The sequence below is a fragment of the Mycobacterium liflandii genome, assembly GCF_022354805.1.
In the GTDB taxonomy this organism is placed as follows: domain Bacteria; phylum Actinomycetota; class Actinomycetes; order Mycobacteriales; family Mycobacteriaceae; genus Mycobacterium; species Mycobacterium marinum.
In genome coordinates, this window is the sequence record NZ_CP023138.1 from 3518182 (window position 1) to 3534745 (window position 16564).

Here is a 16564-nt window from a genome sequence, read left to right on the forward strand (position 1 = left end):
CGTCATGAACGACGAGGGCCACCAGAACGCGGGCATCATCGAAGAACCCGGCGACCTCACCGCGTCGTGGCTGACCGAAAAGATCGGCGCCGGGGACGTCACCGAATTCACCGTCGAGCGGATCGGCACCGGCCAGATGAGCGAGTGCTACCGCGTCCAGCTCACCTACGCGGTGCCCGGCGGTCCGTCGTCGGTGGTGCTCAAGGTCGCGGCCACCGATCCGATGAGCCGCCAGAACGGCCAGGCGCTGGGGCTCTACGAACGCGAAGTTCGCTTCTACGCCGAAGTGGCGCCGCGTCTGGGTGGGCCGATAGCGCCGTGCTATCACGCCGCCGTCGACGCCCAAACGGGCGCATTCGACCTGTTGTTCGGTGATGCGGGGCCAGCGCTGGTCGGCGACGATATTGCCGGTGCCACGGTCGCACAGGCACAGCTCGCGGTCAGTCAGCTGGGGCGGCTGCACGGTCCGCTGCTCGGTGACGCGGCACTGGCCGAAGCGCCATGGCTCAACCGTGATTCGCCGCTGAACCAAGCCATGGTCAGCGGGCTGTACGCGGGGTTCCTCGACCGCTACGGCGAGCAGATCGACCCACGCAGTCGCATGGTGTGTGAACGGTTGGTGGCGGCGTTCGACGGCTACCTGGCTCAGGAGTCCTCCCGAGGCGCAATCCAGGGCTTGGTGCACGGTGACTACCGTTTGGACAACCTGCTTTTCGGTGCCGCCGGTGCCGAGCGGCCGTTGACAGTGGTGGACTGGCAGACCGTATCTTGGGGCCCGGCTCTGACAGATCTGGCCTACTTCCTGGGCTGTGCCCTGCAACCGAATGAGCGGCGCGCGCACTACGACGACCTGCTGCGGACCTATCACGATGCGTTGGGCCCGGAAGCGCCGATCACGCTCGAGCAAGTCGCCGACGAGGTACGGCGGCAGAGCTTTTTCGGCGTGATGATGGCGATCGTGTCATCGATGCTGGTGGAACGGACCGACCGGGGCGATCGGCTGTTCATGACGATGCTGCACCGCCACTGCGAAGACGTTCTGGACACCGACGCCCTGGCCACGCTGCCGGATGCGGCACCGCCGGAACCGTTGTGCCCGGGTGAGCAAGACGAAATGGCGCACGAGCCCACCGATGAGCCGCTCTGGAGTGAAAGCTGGTACGCCGATTTCGGCGATGCCGCACAGGGTTTGGGCGGCTGGTTTCGTCTCGGCCGAATAGCGAACCAGCAGAAGGCGTGGGTACACGCGTTGCTGTGCGGGCCCGACATGGCGACCGTGGCGGTTGCCGACATCGAGGTCGCGCTACCCGATGACCCGTGGGCGGTGCGAACCGGTGATATTGAGCTGCGCCACCATGCCACGGCACCGCTGCAGACCTATGCGGTGGAGTTGCGGGCGCGAGGCCAGGCATACGAGGACCCGTCAGCGTTGCTGCGCGGGGAGCCCGGGGATCCGGTCGAGGTAACGATGAACCTGGTCTGGACAACCAACGGAGTCCCCTACCAATACCGGCTGACGTCGCGTTACGAGATCCCTTGCACGGTAGCGGGTACCGTGACCGTCGACAGGACGCACTATCGCGTCGATGCGGTCCCCGGACAGCGTGACCATTCCTGGGGTGTGCGCGACTGGTGGAGCATGGACTGGATGTGGAGTGCGCTGCATCTCGACGACGGAACCCACCTGCACGGGGTGAACATCCAGCTGCCGGGCACTCCCGCCTTCAGCGTTGGCTACGTTCAGGATTCCGGCGGGAACCTCACCGAGCTGCAGGCCGTGAACTTTCGGGAAGCGTTCGGCGGCAACGGCTTACCGCAGAACACGACGTTGAGTCTGAAACCGGGTGATATCACGGCGAAAGTCGACGTACGTGCCCACGCGCCGGTACGCCTGAGTGCCTCCGACGGGCGCGTGAGCCATTTCCCGCGCGCGTGGGTCGCTGTGGCCACCACGGATGGTCGCAGCGGCGTCGGATGGATGGAATGGAACCGCAACCAGGTGTGAGCGTCCACCGGTCGCCGAAACCGTCACCGATCGTGGTGATGGGTGTTTGCGGGGCAGGCAAGTCGACGGTAGGGGCGGCGCTGGCACAGCGTTTGGGGGTGCCGTTCACGGAGGCTGACACGCTGCATTCGCAGGCCAACGTCACGAAGATGGCCGCCGGCAAGCCCCTTGACGACGATGATCGCCGCCCCTGGTTGCGGCGGGTCGGGCGGTGGTTGGCCGACCATCCCGGCGGGGGCGTGATCAGCTGTTCGGCGCTGGCGCGCCGGTACCGCGACGCGTTGCGGGAGAACTGTCCGCAGGTTGAGTTTCTCCATCTGAGCGGCTCCGCAGAACTGATCGGCCGCCGTTTGGCCGCCAGGTCGGATCACTTCATGCCGGCCACCCTGCTGCGCTCCCAACTGGACACATTGGAGCCGCTCGGTGACGACGAGCGAGGTGTAACCGTGGACATCGACGGTGTGGGCGGCGATGTCGATTCGATCGTCGAGGCGTTCCTGGCTAGTGGCTAGTGCCGACGGCCCCTAACCGGGGCCTCGACCCGCGCACGCGCGGTGTCGGCGAGCTGGGTGCCTTGGTGGCGTGCGGTCTCGGCAAGTTCAGCCCCGCGAACGCGGGCGCTGTGGGCTAGGCGCTCGCCCCGCCTGCGTGCCGCCTCGGCCAGCGGGGCACCTTTCTCCGCTGCGGTGCTTGCCAGCTCCCTGCCGCGTTCCAGCGCGGCTTCCGCATAGGGGGCGCTCTTCTCCGCTGCGGTGCTGGCCAGCTCGCGGCCGCGCTCGGCTCCCGCCTGTATGCCATGCACGATCTTGTCGCCCAACTCGGACTCCAGCCGCATGTCGTCGGATCCCGGCAGAGCCGAAGACACCGCGCCGGACAACTTCTCGGCGGCCCGCCGGCCCCGCCAGGCCAATGACGGCTTGCCCGCGGTGTCGGCGGACGCGATGATCAGTCCGCCGAGCAGGCTTACGTCAGTGAGGAATTCCCGTCGCTTCTGGGCTTTGCGGTCCGGGTCTGGCTCGTTCCAAAACATTTGGGCGCCAAGGTTTCCCGGTACCACCGTCAAGGCCAGCGCAGCGGAGACCAGGCGCGGCAACCGGCCCGTGGCCAGGAGCAGGCCACCGCCGATCTGAACGGCGGCGTTGATCTGGGCGACGGTTTCGGGATCCGCCGGGACGCGGCTGCCCATCGGTTCCGGCAGGGTGCGCAAACCCGCCACCGCGGGTGCGGCGGCCTGCGCCGCCGGCTTGGGGTTCAGCAGCGACTCGACGCCCTGGCCGATGAACGCCGCCGACAGCATGGGTCGTGCGATTCTGCGGATCAACATGATTCTCGTATTACCCGCTGTGCCGGCGAACAAACCCACGGCCGGTTTGTCCCGCCGCACGGTGACCACGTCCCGCTGGCGATATGGTGGACGCTGTGCGAGCGTTGATCATCGTCGATCTGCAGAACGATTTCTGCGCCGGCGGCGCGCTGCCAGTGCAAAACGCTGACCTCGTGGCACGCGCGATCAACGACTATCTGGCTGGTAGCCCCGGATATGACCGCGTGGTGGCCACCCAGGACTTTCACATCGATCCTGGTGCTCACTTCTCGGATTGCCCGGATTACTCGTCGTCATGGCCGCCGCACTGTCGTGCCGGCAGTACCGGCGCCCAGTTCTGTCCGGATCTGGACGTCGCCCCGATTGAGGCGGTGTTCCGAAAGGGCGCCTACTGCGCTGCCTACAGCGGATTCGAGGGTGTGGATCACCACGGCACGACGCTGGAGGACTGGCTGCGACAGCGAAGTATCGATGCGGTCGACGTGGTTGGTGTTGCCACCGACCACTGCGTGCGTCAGACCGCCGAAGGCGCGGCTCGGGCCGGCTTCGCTACCCGGGTGCTGCTGGACCTGACCGCGGGCATTTCGGCCGAGACAACCGAGGTGGCGCTGGCCGGGATGCGCACCGCCGGGGTCGCGTTGGTCGGGAGCCGGTAATGGCCCTACCCAAGCGCGACGATCTCCTGGCCGCCGTCGAGCGGTCGCCACGGGCCGCCGCGGCCCACGATCGCGCCGGCTGGGTGAGTCTGTTCACCAGCGACGGCCGCGTCGAAGACCCAGTGGGGTCGATGCCACACGTGGGGCATGAACAGATCGGCCGGTTCTTCGACACGTTCATCGGTCCACGAGACATCAAGTTCCACCGGGACCTCGACATCGTCTGCGGCACGGTGGTACTGCGCGATGTCGAACTCGAGGTGGCAATGGCTGCGGGCGTCACGATGTTCGTCCCCGCCTTTCTTCGCTACGACCTGCGAAAGGCCAGCGACGAATGGAAGATCGCCGTGCTGCGGGCGTATTGGGACCTGCCGGCGATGATGCTGCAGTTCCTGCGCGGGGGAGCGCAGGTAGCCAAGCCCGCACTCATGCTCTCCCGGGGTTTACTGGGCAATCAGGGGTTGCGCGGGACCGCGGGTTTCATGACCGGATTCCGGCGGTCGGGTGCGCGTCACCAAGCGCTGGTGTCGACCTTCCTCGACGCCGTCGTTCGTGGCGACAGCCAGGCCGCAACGCGGACCCTCTCGGACACGGCCACAATAACTTTGGGCGACGACGATGTGCTGGAGCTGGCTGAACTCATCGAGCAGCTTCGTCGGGCCACCTGGTCGAAGATGATCGGATCCGGGTCCACCGTCACGGTGTCAGTTGTCACTGATCACGGGCGGGGCATCATGTTCGCCGAGTTGCCCTGGCGAGGCAATGAAATCCACCGAGTCCGCTACTTCCCGAGCTGATCGCGGCCAATCCGGCGCAACGCGGGTACTAAGGACCTAGATACCGTCGGCGTTGGAGCCGGGGCCACCATCGGGAGCGAAATGTTCGACAAGCCGCTGCGGCGCCGGGAGCTGCTGCGGGGTGCTGGACTACTCACCGCGGCGGCCCTGGCACCGGTGGCGGCCGGTTGCGCTTCCGACGATGACGCCCTGACGTTCTTTTTCGCGGCGAATCCTGAGGAAGCGGACGCCCGGATCCGGGTTGTCGAGGCGTTCGGGCGCAGTCATCCCGACATCAAGGTGCGGACGTTGTTGTCAGGTCCGGGGGCCTTGCAGCAGATATCGACGTTTTGTGCCGGCGGCAAGTGTCCAGATGTATTGATGGCGTGGGAATTGAGTTACGCCGAACTGGCCGATCGAGGCGTGTTCCTGGATCTGAACACCATGCTGGCGCGGGACCAGAAGTTCGCCGACGAGCTGGCCGCGGACAGCATCGGGGCACTGTATGACACCTTCGCCTACAACGGGGGCCAGTACGCGTTTCCCGAGCAGTGGTCGGGAAACTTCCTGTTCTACAACAGAGGGCTCTTCGCGGACGGCGGTGTGCCACCTCCGCCGACCAGCTGGGACCAGCCCTGGAGCTTCGCCGAGTTTCTGGACACGGCCCGCGCGCTCACCAAGCGCGACGGCGCGGGCCGGGTCACACAGTGGGGATTTGTCGACACGTTTGTGCCGCCGCTTTCGGCCGGGCTGTTCGCGTTGAACAACGGCGTACCGCGGTCGACTCCGCGGATGAATCCGACCCACCTCAATTTTGACGACGACGCCTTCATCCAGGCCGTGCAGTTCTACGCGGACCTGTCCGCCAAGCACCAGGTGGCCCCCACCGCATCGGAGCTGCAGTCGATAGCCACCACCGACCTCTTCTCGTTGGGCAAGGCGGCGATGGCACTGGGCGGCCATTGGCGATACCAGACCTTCGACCGCGCCGACGGGTTGGAGTTCGACGTCACCGCGTTGCCGTTGGGTCCCAACGGGCGCGCTGCGTGCTCCAACATCGGCGCCACCGGTCTGGCGATTGCGGCCAGCAGTGCACGCAAAGAACAAGCCTGGGAGTTTGTCAAGTTCGCCACCGGTCCGGCCGGGCAGGCGTTGATCGGCGAGACCGATCTGTTCGTCCCTGTGCTGGGGTCCGCGCTCAACTCGGCCGGGTTCGCCAAAGCCCACCGCAGGGTTGGCAATCTGGCTGTGCTCACCGCGGGGCCGGGCCACTCACAGGGGCTACCGATCACACCGGCGTGGCCGAAGGTCCACGCCTTGATGGATCGCAACTTCGGCCCGGTTCTGCGCGGATCTCGGCCCGCGACATCGTTGATCGGCATGTCGCGGGCCCTTGACGAAGTGCTGCGCAGCCCATGACGTCCATCGACACGCGCAGCACGCCAGAACCTGGCGCCGAAACGGGCCGGTCGCGCCGCTGGCAACGCCGCTCGTGGGCCGGCCGCATGTTCGTGGCTCCAAATCTCGCCGCCGTTGCGGTGTTCCTGTTGTTCCCGCTGGGATTCTCGCTCTACATGAGCTTTCAGAACTGGGATCTGTTCCGCGCCCCCACCTTTGTCGGTTTGCAGAACTTTGCCAAGCTGTTCACGTCTGACCCGTTGTTTCTGATCGCCCTGCGGAACTCGGTGGTCTACACCGCTGGAACCGTCGTGCCGACCGTTCTGATCAGCCTCGTGGTGGCTGCTGTGCTGAACCGAAAAGTGCCCGGAATCGGTGTCTTTCGGACAATCGTCTTCCTGCCGTTGGCCATCTCGTCCGTGGTGATGGCGGTCGTGTGGCAGTTCGTCTTCGATACCAACAACGGGCTACTCAACATCATCCTCGGCTGGATCGGAGTCGGTCCCGTCCCGTGGTTGATCGAGCCCAGATGGGCCATGGTCTCGCTGTGTCTGGTCAGCGTGTGGCGAAGTGTCCCGTTCGCCACCGTCGTCTTGCTGGCCGCGATGCAGGGCGTCCCCGAGACCGTTTACGAGGCCGCCAAAATCGATGGCGCGGGCGAGATCAGGCAGTTTGTGTCCATCACGGTCCCGCTGATTCGTGGCGCAATGTCGTTCGTCGTTGTCATCTCGATCATTCACGCCTTCCAGGCATTCGACCTCGTCTACGTCCTCACCGGTCCCAACGGCGGACCGGAAACGGGAACCTATGTGCTGGGCATCATGCTCTTTCAGCACGCCTTTTCGTTCCTGGAGTTCGGATATGCGTCCGCGCTGGCCTGGGTGATCTTTGCCATCTTGCTGGTGTTGACCGTGCTGCAGCTCCGGATCACCCGGCGACGGTCGTGGGAGGCGTCCAGTGGGCTCAGCTGACCGGGTGGTGCAGCGCAACATTGTGCGTGCTGTCGCCCTCTATGCGGCGCTGATCGCGATCGCCTGGTGTGCTCTGTTTCCGATTCTGTGGGCCCTGTCCGGCTCACTGAAGAAGGGCGGTGAGGTCAGCGAACCGAGATTGTTGCCGTCGGACCCACAGTGGTCCAACTACGCTGAGGTATTCACCTTGATGCCCTTCTGGCGAATGTTCTTCAACACCGTGCTCTATGCCGGTTGCGTCACCGCCGGGCAGATCTTCTTCTGCTCACTGGCCGGATATGCGTTTGCGCGACTCGAGTTTCGAGGCCGCGACACACTTTTCGTCCTCTACCTGGGCACTTTGATGGTGCCGCTCACCGTGACGGTGATTCCGCAGTTCATCCTGATGCGAACGGTGGGCTTGGTGGACACGCCCTGGGCGATGATCGTGCCGGGACTGTTTGGTAGCGCGTTCGGGACCTATCTGATGCGCCAGTTCTTCCGGACGCTGCCCAGCGACTTGGAGGAGGCCGCGACTCTCGATGGTTGCTCGCCGTGGCAGATCTACTGGCGAATCCTGCTGCCGCACGCGCGGCCAGCGGTGATGGTGCTCGGTGTGCTCACCTGGGTCAATGTGTGGAACGACTTCCTATGGCCCCTGTTGATGGTCCAGCGCGACAGCATCGCCACGTTAACCCTCGGTCTGGTGCGGATGCAGGGAGAGTACGTGGCTCGGTGGCCGGTACTGATGGCAACATCGATGCTGATTCTGTTGCCACTGGTGGCCGTCTACGCCGTCGCGCAGCGCGCCTTCATCCGTGGTATCGCCGTGACTGGACTGGGCGGGTGACCCGGATGGCTTCGGTGAGTTTCGAGGGGGCAACACGTCGATACCCGGGTGCGGACCGTCCGGCCGTCGACAGCCTTGATCTCGTGGTCGACGACGGCGAATTCGTGGTGCTGGTCGGTCCGTCCGGCTGCGGCAAGACGACGTCGCTGCGGATGCTGGCCGGATTGGAAAAGGTAGATGCCGGGCGGATCCGGATCGCTGAGCGCGACGTCACCAATGTCGATCCGAAGAGTCGCGACGTGGCGATGGTGTTCCAGAACTATGCCCTGTACCCGCACATGACCGTGGCACAAAACATGGGATTTGCACTGAAGGTCGCCAAGACCCCAAGGCTGAGATCCGCGACCGGGTCCTTCAGGCAGCCAAACTGCTCGATCTCGAGGCTTATCTCGATCGCAAGCCCAAAGACCTCTCGGGCGGCCAGCGCCAGCGAGTAGCGATGGGGCGCGCTATCGTGCGCCGCCCCCAGGTGTTCCTGATGGACGAGCCGCTATCGAATCTTGATGCCAAGCTGCGGGTGCAAACCCGCAACCAGATCGCCGGACTGCAACGGCAGTTGGGTACCACCACCGTCTACGTGACCCACGATCAGGTAGAGGCCATGACCATGGGCGATCGTGTTGCGGTGCTGTGCGACGGCATACTACAACAATGCGCGGCCCCGCGTGAACTCTACCGCCGGCCCGACAATGTGTTTGTCGCCGGATTCATCGGATCGCCGGCCATGAACATGTTCATCCTGCCGATCGTCGATTCCTCAGTGTTGCTGGGGGATTGGTTGATTCAGCTACCCAGGGAGGTGACCGTGCCGGCACCCGAGGTCGTTGTCGGAGTCCGGCCCGAGCACTTCGAAGTGGGCAACCTCGGAGTCGAAATGGAAATTGACGTGGTCGAAGAGCTCGGCGCCGACGCCTACCTTTACGGTCGGATCAGCAACGGCGGCACGATGATCGACCAATCCGTTGTGGCTAGAGCGGATGGCAGCAACCCGCCCGAGCGGGGTAGTCGGGTGCGGCTGTATCCACAACCGGCGCAATTGCACTTCTTCACCGTCGACGGCCGCCGTATCGCTTGAGCCGCAGCGTTCCGATCGGGTTCATGCCCCGGCGCCGGAACCCTCCGTCGTCCGGCGCGCCGCCTACCGGCAAATCGACTCGATCGGGCTACCCTGGCGCCCGTGAGCGCAGCGCGTGTCGATCTGGTGTGCGAAGGAGGCGGGGTCCGCGGCATCGGGTTGGTCGGTGCGGTGGATGCCTTGGCCGAGGCTGGTTACGAGTTTCCGCGTGTCGCGGGCAGCAGTGCGGGTGCCATTGTCGCTGCGATGGTCGCCGCTTTGCAGACCGCCGGTGAACCGCTGTCGCGGCTCGCGGAGATCATGCGCACCCTCGATTACCGGAAGTTCCTTGACCGTAACCTGATCGGGCATATCCCGTTGATCGGTGGCGGGCTCTCGCTGCTGGTGTCCGACGGGGTCTATCGAGGCGCGTACCTCGAACAGCTGCTCGCCGGCTTACTCGCCGATCTTGGCGTGCACACTTTTGGCGATCTGCGCACCGGCGAGCAGCCCGAGCAGTTCGCCTGGTCGCTGGTGGTCACCGCCAGTGATCTGTCCCGGCGCCGGCTGGTCCGCATCCCGTGGGATCTGGACTCCTATGGCCTTGACCCGGAAGAATTTTCGGTGGCGCGGGCGGTGCACGCCTCCTCGGCCATCCCCTTCGTCTTCGAACCCGTTCGGGTGCGCGGAGCTACCTGGGTTGACGGTGGTTTGCTGTCCAATTTTCCTGTGGCACTGTTCGATCGTGCCGACGGCGAACCGCGGTGGCCGACCTTCGGAATCCGGCTGTCGGCGCGCCCGGGAATTCCTCCCACCCGTCCGGTGCACGGTCCAGTGTCACTGGGAATCGCCGCGATTGAGACGCTGGTGAGCAATCAGGACAACGCCTACATTGACGATCCATGTACCGTGCAACGCACCATCTTCGTACCGGCTGACGGCGTGAGCCCGATCGACTTCGACATCACGTCCGAACAACGGGATGCGCTCTACCGGCGCGGATTACAGGCGGGCCGCAAGTTTTTGCAGAGTTGGAATTACGCCGACTACCTGACTGAGTGCGGGAGTCCTGCCGCGCCCTCGCCCTAGCGTCTTGCCCCGGCGCGCTTGGCCAAGAGGGCTCAGCGGATATCGGCGGAGTGATTTTGGTCAATGCCGCCCAACTTGCCTCGGACGAACGTACCATTTGCACCAATTCCGAGTGTGTCGTGGATCACTTTGTCGCGACCGGCGGCGAAGAGTCACTGGGAGGTGTCGATCTTGCAGGTCACCGTGGTGCTCGCGGTAGTTGAGATGGCGGCCAACGATCTGGCAACTATTGGTTCGACGATCAGCCAGGCCAATGCGGCCGCGTTGGCTCCGATAACGGGGCTACTGCCGGCGGGCACCGACGAAGTTTCGGCGGGCATTGCGGCGTTGTTCGAAGCGCACGGGAACGCATATCAGACGCTCGGCGCTCAGACGCTGGCATTGCACGAGCAGTTCGTCAAGCTGATGAGTGGTGGGGCCGCGCAATATGCCGCCGCTGAGGCGGCCAACGCGTCACCGTTGCAGACGGTCGAGCAAGCTGTGCTCGACCTGATCAATTCCCCCGCGGTGGCGCTGACCGGGCGTCCACTGATTGGCAATGGCGCCGACGGGGCGGCGGGGACCGGCGAAAACGGCGGCGATGGCGGCTGGCTCATCGGCAACGGGGGCAACGGCGGGTCCGGAGGGGTCGGCCAGAATGGCGGTAGCGGCGGTTCGGCCGGGCTGTGGGGCCGCGGTGGCAACGGCGGCCTGGGCGGCACCGGTGCCGACGGCGCGAGCGGTCAAGCCGGCAGCGCGGGCGGTGCCGGCGGCAACGGCGGCGCCGGTGGATGGATCTATGGCCACGGTGGAGACGGTGGCATCGGCGGTGCCGGGGGCAACGCCACGGCATCGGGATCGGTCGCAGCGGGCCTGGACGGCGGCGCCGGCGGTGCCGGGGGTTCGGGCGGTCACGCCGGGCTCTTGTTCGGTAACGGCGGTAGCGGGGGCCTCGGCGGCGTGGGTGGACAAGCGACCGGCGCCACAACAAGCTCGGATTTGGGCGGTGTCGGAGGCGCTGGCGGCAATGGCGGCTCCGGTGCCCACGGTGGCTGGCTGATCGGTAACGCCGGAAATGGCGGGGACAGTGGCAGCGGTGGCGGCAGCGACGAAACCCAAACCGGTGTGATGAACGGTGCCACCGGTGGCAGTGCCGGACTCGCCAGTGGGGGCGGCGACGCGGGGGTCATCGGCAACGGCGGAGCCGGCGGTAGCGGCGGAAAGGGAGCCGCCGGGTCCACGCTAGGGGGTGCAAGCATCTTCGGCGGTAGCGGCGGCAATGGCGGCTCCGCGGGGATGGCGGTGCGGGTGGTTTGGTATTGGGCAATGGTGGCGCTGGTGGTAATGGGGGTCAGGGCGGCGACGCCGGCGCCAACGGTTTCGCGGGCTTCGGCGGCCTTGGCGGCGAGGGCGGCTGGGTTGGCAACATAACGCTCGGACCGATCGGCGTCGATGGCGTGGGGTTGATCGGTCACGGCGGCGTCGGTGGAACCGGCTTCGACGGTGGTGACGGTGGTGTCGGCGGCCAGGGCGGGTCAAGCGGACTGTTATTCGGCAACGGCGGTGACGGTGGCGACGGCGGGGCCGGCGGAACCGGCGGCAGTGCGGGCACCGGCGGTGCCGGCGGCAACGGTGGCAATGCCGCGCTCCTGATCGGTACGGGCGGCAACGGCGGAGCCGGTGTCCCGCCGGCGTCCGGCGGCTCCGGTGGCAGGGGAGGACTGATCGGCTCGGCCGGGCAGAACGGGTAGGGGTAGGCGACTGCGGGTGCGCTGCCTCAAACCGGTTGTGCCCGGACCAGCGGCCACCGGCGCGGATCCCGTTTTTCCAGGAGCTAGCTTGCGCGCCCGTCATCAGCTGTCCGACATCGTGCAAAATGTTTCCAGCGCAGTGATTTTCGAGGTCTAACCGGCGCGCCGCAGCGACGATCGCCCGTCCGGTTTCCTACTATTGCCGCGTGGTGGATCGCTATGGAACCGATGTGCTGGCCGCGGGAGCGCGACGCAAACCCCGATCCGTTGAGCACCCGGTGGAGCTCGGCATGGTGGTCGAGGACGCACAGTCGGGCTACGTGGGGGCGGTGGTCCGCGTCGAATACGGCCGCATCGATCTCGAAGACCGGCACGGCAAGACCCGCGGATTTCCACTCGGCCCGGGCTATCTGATTGACGGTCGCCCGGTGATTCTCACCGCGCCGAAGCGGCCCGCTCCGTCCGGTCCGGGCCGGACGCGATCGGGCTCCGTCGCGGTCGTGGGGACGCGTGCCCGAGTTGCCCGCGCGAGCCGGATCTATGTCGAGGGCCGCCACGATTCCGAACTGATATCCCAGGTTTGGGGCGAAGACTTGCGCATCGAAGGCGTCGTCGTCGAGTATCTCGGCGGCGTTGACGACCTGGTCCAAATCGTTGCCGACTTCAGACCCGGTCCGGACTGTCGGCTGGGTGTTCTGGTGGACCACCTGGTGGCCGGCTCGAAAGAGGCACGGATAGCCGAGGCGGTACGCCAGGGACCGGGTGGTTGCGATACCCTGGTCGTTGGTCATCCCTATGTCGATATCTGGCAAGCCGTGAAGCCGCAGCGGCTCGGTCTGAAGCAGTGGCCGAATGTGCCGCGACACATCGAGTGGAAGCACGGCATCTGTGAGGCGCTCGGCTGGCCGCATGCCGATCAGGCGGACATCGCCCGCGCCTGGCAGCGCATCCGCTCCAAGGTGCGGGACTGGAACGATCTGGAACCGGCGTTGATCGGTCGGGTGGAAGAACTCATCGACTTCGTGACCGCGCCTGGCGTGTGACCACCGCCCACCGCGGCGCCATTGTCCGTCACGCCGAGGACGGACCGGGTGCGTGCCGCGGAGCTGGTGGCACGAGCTGGCCATCCTCTGGCAGCTCGCGCATTGATGGCACGCCGCGGGAAAAATGATCGCCGTGATTTCATTTCGCGCTCCGGTGCGAGGGCAGGCTGCGCATTCGTGCTCGAGCCGTTGGGTCTGGCCCAGCATCCGGCCGGTGACGGTCCGTCACGCACGATGGCAAAACCGCAGCGCGACGCCGGCGATCTCGCACGCTGGCTCCCGCTAGATCCGCCCGCAGCGGATTCCACCGGCATTGTGTTCTGCGCCACAGTCTTTAGGGAAGCGATTAGCAAACCTAAGCAGCTATCGACGGCGAGATCGGGCTGGGGGGTGCGTTGCTGCTCGTGGGCGCAGGCATGCGCAGCCGCCAACATCCAACACACCCCTGCGCTGTCGGGCGTGGTGATGCTCGTGTCTATGGTGTAGATCACTGCGGAGTGGCGTCACGTATGGCTGCGCGCCATGCGCCAGATGCCTGTGGCCGCATATTTGTCCGCCGTGCCGGAAGGAGTGAGTGCATGACCGGCTTGCTTTTAGTCGAGTCTTTCCACGTGAGGCGGGCGCGTGATGTGGCGCCCGGCGCGGGTGTGCGCGCATGACGGCGGCTATTTGGATGGCTGCACCGCCTGAGGTGCATGCGGCTTCGTTGAGTACGGGGCCGGGACCGGGGCTGTTGCAGAACGCTGCGGCCGCGTGGGCGTCGTTGAGTGCTGAGTACGCGTCGGTGGCCGAGGAGCTCGCTGGTGTTCTTGGCGGGGTGCAGGCTCAGGCGTGGCAGGGGCCGAGCGCGGCCAGCTACGTGGCGGCTCATCTGCCTTATGCGGCGTGGCTGACCAAGGCCAGTGCCGACTATGCGGTGATGGCTGCTGAGCATGAGGCGGCGGCTGCGGAATATGTTGCGGCACTGGCGGCGATGCCTACCTTGGCGGAGCTGGCCATCAACCATGCCGCTCACGCGGTGTTGCTTGGGACGAATTTCTTTGGGATCAACACCATTCCGATTGCGCTTAATGAGGCCGACTATGCGCGGATGTGGGTCCAGGCGGCCACGGTGATGAGTGTTTATGAGGCGGGCTCGACTGCGGCGCTGGCTGCCGCGCCGCGCGGCGTGCCGGCCCCGGTGGTGCTCAAAGCCGTTGCGGCGGAGGGTGTTTCTGCGGCCGCTCTGCCCGCCGCGGCGGCGGAATTGCCGATCATCATTGTGATTTTGATCCAGATCATTCTGGTATTGCTCGAGATCCTGTATGCGATCGTCGCCTACACGATCATCTTGAGCATCATCTTGCCGATTATCGTCGTCGTAGAGGCGTTTGTCCTGTCGGTCGTGGCGGTTATCTTGGGCACTCCGATTCTGTTGGTCTCGTCGCCATTCCTGTTGACTGGCTCTCCTTGATCGGGTTGACGGCTGGGGTGCCGGTGTCGTTGGCGACGGCACTGCCGATTGGCATTCCCGCGTACCTGGCCGACCAGTCGCGCAGGGACGAGTTGAATGACACCGACCAGGAGCACGTAGTGTTCGTGGGCGCGCGCGCGGGGATGGCGCCATTGCTGACTGCGTCAACCGCACCGGCGCCGGCAGCGGGACTGGCCTCGGCTGGATCGGCGGTGCCGGCGAGCAACTCGGTCTCAACGGTGGCTTCTGAGCGGGGTGCCGACATGTCGAGCTTTGCCGGCACCTCCACCAAAGGGTCCGTTGGGCAGCCAGCGGGCCTGACCGCGTTGGGCGGCAGCGAGTTTGAGGGCGGATCGCGGGAGCCGATGCTGCCGGCGACGTGAGGGTCGGCGTTGGTGGGCGTGGCCAACTGACACGTTGTGTCGGGTGATGTGTCTCCCTGATTCTGGGGACGGTCAACGCACCCGCGAGGGCAATACCGCGGCGTCAACAACGTGTCTGGGCAATATCTAGCATCCCGCTGTCGGCTGCTCGGGGGGCGTCCGCTGCCAGCCTGCCCGATACCATTCACGACGGCCCGTGCGCTGGCCGTACTGGGCCGCCGATTATTGCCGAACGTCACCTAGTCGCACTTGGTCGTCCAGGCCGCGCTGATCCGGCTCACAATTTGTGGCGCGCGCCACAAGTGACCAAAACCGTTGGCGAACATCTCATTTGTCCTCGGCTCACAATGCGCCTCACTGACATTTCGGGCATATGACGTTCATGTCGATCGTGTAAATCGCTGCCCAATGGCGTCACGTGTGGCTGCGCGCCAAGCACTAAAGGCGTGTGACCGCATATTTGTTCGCTGTGCCTGAAGGAGTGAGTGCATGACGGCGGCTTTTTGGATGGCTGTACCGCCTGAGGTGCATTCGGCTTTGTTGAGTGCGGGTCCGGGGCCGGGGCCGTTGCAGGAGGCTGCAACGGCGTGGGCGTCGTTGAGTGTTGAGTATGCGTCGGTGGCCGAGGACCTTGCTGGTGTTCTTGGCGGGGTGCAGGCTCAGGCGTGGCAAGGGCCGAGCGCGGCCAGCTATGTGGCGGCTCATCTGCCTTATGCGGCGTGGCTGACCAAGGCCAGTGCCGACTATGCGGTGATGGCTGCTGAGCAAGAGGTGGTTGCTGCGGAATATGTTGCGGCGCTGGCGGCGATGCCTACTTTGGCGGAGCTGGCCGGCAATCATGCCACTCATGCGGTGTTGCTTGGGACGAACTTCTTCGGGATCAACACCATTCCGATTGCGCTTAATGAGGCCGACTATGCGCGGATGTGGGTCCAGGCGGCCACGGTGATGAGTGTCTATCAGGCGGGCTCGACTGCGGCGCTGGCTGCCGCGCCGCGCGGCATGCCGGCCCCGGTGGTGCTCAAAGCGGTTGCGGCGGAGGGTGTTTCTGCGGCCGCTCTGCCCGCCGCGCCGGCCGACGGCCCGTCCATCCTGTGGATCCTGGTTCAGATCATTCTGATATTGCTCGAGATCCTGTATGCCATCGTCGCCTACACGATCATCTTGGCCTTTGTCCTGCCTTTTCTGATCCTTGTGGAGGGGTTTGTCTTCACGATTCTGGGGCTCATGTTCTCGATCTTCGTGGGGTTCCTGGGGCTGCTATTCGGGCCCCCGCTTCTTACGATCGCCGCGCCATTGCTCCTCAACGGCGCTGTGATCGGGTTGTCGACGGGGGTGCCGGTCTCATTGGCGACGGCATTGCCGATTGGCATTCCCGCGTACCTGGCGGACCAGTCGCGCAGGGGTGAGTTGGGCGATGCCGGCCAGGACCAGGTGGTGTTCGTGGGCGCGCGCGGGGGGATGGCGCCGTCGTTGGCGGAGTCAACCGCGCCGGCGCCGGCGGCGGGACTGGCCTCGGCTGGATCGGCGGTGCCGGCAAGCAACCCGGCTTCGGCGGTGGCTTCTGAGCGGGGTGCCGACATGTCGAATTTTGCCGGCACCTCCGCCAAAGGGTCCACTGTGCGCCCGGCGGGGTTGATGATGTTGGGCGGCAGCGAGTTTGAGGGCGGCTTGCGGGAGCCGATGCTGCCGGCGACCTGGTAACCAGGCGTAACGCGACTCTCACGTGGGCGTGGCCTGTGGGGTACGCAACACGCCGAAGTCCTGAAAAGTCAAAACAATGTCTTGGAATGTCAAGAGACGGTCGCCGTGTTGCGGCACCGTAGGTGGCGTGGGCATCCGCCGTCACGGCG

11 protein-coding genes and 3 pseudogenes are annotated in these 16564 nt (G+C 65.5%); 13 read left to right on the top strand and 1 reads right to left on the bottom strand.

The genetic code is table 11. The features are described from left to right. Positions 1–4 precede the first annotated feature (4 nt). Together CKW46_RS15765 and CKW46_RS15770 are read left to right on the top strand one after the other, a co-directional pair. Positions 5–2005 (top strand): DUF7064 domain-containing protein, encoded by a 2001-nt coding sequence (locus CKW46_RS15765; RefSeq protein WP_482053422.1) that lies wholly within the window; start codon positions 5–7, stop codon positions 2003–2005. Beyond that, positions 2002–2517 carry a gluconokinase gene (locus CKW46_RS15770; protein WP_020725481.1) on the top strand — a complete coding sequence of 172 codons (516 nt, stop codon included), beginning with the start codon at positions 2002–2004 and terminating at the stop codon, positions 2515–2517. The genes CKW46_RS15765 and CKW46_RS15770 overlap by 4 nt, the downstream gene beginning before the upstream one ends. Here CKW46_RS15770 and CKW46_RS15775 read toward each other — a convergent pair. Beyond that, on the bottom strand, positions 2514–3329 hold the full coding sequence (locus tag CKW46_RS15775) for a DoxX family protein (RefSeq protein ID WP_482053349.1): 816 nt from the start codon (positions 3327–3329) through the stop codon (positions 2514–2516). The two genes, CKW46_RS15770 and CKW46_RS15775, sit on opposite strands and share 4 nt — an antisense overlap. Before the next feature lie 95 nt (positions 3330–3424). On the opposite strand from CKW46_RS15775, the gene CKW46_RS15780 reads away from it, so the two are divergent. From CKW46_RS15780 to CKW46_RS15830, 11 genes and pseudogenes are all read left to right on the top strand, one after another. Next, positions 3425–3985, top strand: a complete 561-nt coding sequence (locus CKW46_RS15780) for an isochorismatase family protein (protein WP_041300310.1) — start codon at positions 3425–3427, stop codon at positions 3983–3985. Continuing rightward, the gene (locus CKW46_RS15785) at positions 3985–4782 is read left to right on the top strand and encodes a ketosteroid isomerase family protein (RefSeq protein WP_020729244.1); all 798 of its coding nucleotides are present in this window, start codon (positions 3985–3987) and stop codon (positions 4780–4782) included. The genes CKW46_RS15780 and CKW46_RS15785 overlap by 1 nt, the downstream gene beginning before the upstream one ends. Positions 4783–4863: 81 nt before the next feature. Beyond that, complete coding sequence (locus CKW46_RS15790) at positions 4864–6180, top strand: ABC transporter substrate-binding protein (protein WP_015355719.1); 1317 nt, start codon at positions 4864–4866, stop codon at positions 6178–6180. Beyond that, on the top strand, positions 6177–7130 hold the full coding sequence (locus CKW46_RS15795) for a carbohydrate ABC transporter permease (RefSeq protein ID WP_015355720.1): 954 nt from the start codon (positions 6177–6179) through the stop codon (positions 7128–7130). The genes CKW46_RS15790 and CKW46_RS15795 overlap by 4 nt, the downstream gene beginning before the upstream one ends. Then, positions 7117–7959: a carbohydrate ABC transporter permease gene (locus tag CKW46_RS15800; RefSeq protein WP_015355721.1), complete on the top strand. Its 843-nt coding sequence runs from the start codon at positions 7117–7119 to the stop codon at positions 7957–7959. The genes CKW46_RS15795 and CKW46_RS15800 overlap by 14 nt, the downstream gene beginning before the upstream one ends. A gap of 5 nt (positions 7960–7964) precedes the next feature. Beyond that, a pseudogene (locus tag CKW46_RS15805) lies at positions 7965–9034 on the top strand (ABC transporter ATP-binding protein). A gap of 93 nt (positions 9035–9127) precedes the next feature. Beyond that, a complete protein-coding gene (locus CKW46_RS15810) occupies positions 9128–10102 on the top strand; it encodes a patatin-like phospholipase family protein (RefSeq protein WP_085981850.1) in 975 nt (324 codons plus the stop codon). A gap of 204 nt (positions 10103–10306) precedes the next feature. Next, a pseudogene (locus tag CKW46_RS15815) lies at positions 10307–11832 on the top strand (PE family protein). A gap of 206 nt (positions 11833–12038) precedes the next feature. Beyond that, positions 12039–12875, top strand: a complete 837-nt coding sequence (locus CKW46_RS15820) for a DUF3097 domain-containing protein (protein ID WP_020787250.1) — start codon at positions 12039–12041, stop codon at positions 12873–12875. Positions 12876–13530: 655 nt separating this feature from the next. Beyond that, positions 13531–14711, top strand: a pseudogene (locus CKW46_RS15825) (PPE family protein). Between the two features lie 489 nt (positions 14712–15200). Then, a complete protein-coding gene (locus tag CKW46_RS15830; protein WP_117435947.1) occupies positions 15201–16415 on the top strand; it encodes a PPE family protein in 1215 nt (404 codons plus the stop codon). Positions 16416–16564 lie beyond the last annotated feature (149 nt).

Bases quoted from the DNA above. Each gene is read 5' to 3' on its own strand.
- CKW46_RS15790 (WP_015355719.1), top strand. From the start codon at position 4,864: ATGTTCGACAAGCCGCTGCGGCGCCGGGAGCTGCTGCGGGGTGCTGGA.
- CKW46_RS15795 (WP_015355720.1), top strand. From the start codon at position 6,177: ATGACGTCCATCGACACGCGCAGCACGCCAGAACCTGGCGCCGAAACG.
- CKW46_RS15775 (WP_482053349.1), bottom strand. From the start codon at position 3,329: ATGTTGATCCGCAGAATCGCACGACCCATGCTGTCGGCGGCGTTCATC.
- CKW46_RS15785 (WP_020729244.1), top strand. From the start codon at position 3,985: ATGGCCCTACCCAAGCGCGACGATCTCCTGGCCGCCGTCGAGCGGTCG.
- CKW46_RS15765 (WP_482053422.1), top strand. From the start codon at position 5: ATGAACGACGAGGGCCACCAGAACGCGGGCATCATCGAAGAACCCGGC.
- CKW46_RS15830 (WP_117435947.1), top strand. From the start codon at position 15,201: ATGACGGCGGCTTTTTGGATGGCTGTACCGCCTGAGGTGCATTCGGCT.